The sequence below is a fragment of the Streptococcus mitis genome (assembly GCF_002096845.1).
Lineage (GTDB): Bacteria > Bacillota > Bacilli > Lactobacillales > Streptococcaceae > Streptococcus > Streptococcus mitis_A.
In genome coordinates this window covers 1-210 of the sequence record NZ_NCVK01000055.1, presented here as the reverse complement: position 1 = coordinate 210, position 210 = coordinate 1, and the positions used below count along the sequence as shown (strand labels likewise).

General features: G+C 44.3%; 1 pseudogene. It reads left to right on the top strand.

Going from position 1 to position 210, the window contains the following annotated elements:
- Nucleotides 1-210, top strand: a pseudogene (locus tag B7695_RS11135) (hypothetical protein); the annotation flags it as partial.

The window sequence follows — 210 nt, the reverse complement described above, 5'->3', positions numbered from 1 at the left end:
AACTATCACACCAACGAAAGATATTCCAGCAGGAAATGTAACAGCGACAGCAACAGACCCAGCAGGCAACGTATCAGAAGCAAGTGAACCAAAAGTTGCGACAGATACAACAGCTCCAGCTAAACCAGTTGTAGAAACAGATCTAACAGGTAAAGCCGGAACTAAAGATCCAGTAGTAGTAGACGCAGAGCCAGGGTCAACAGTTAAATT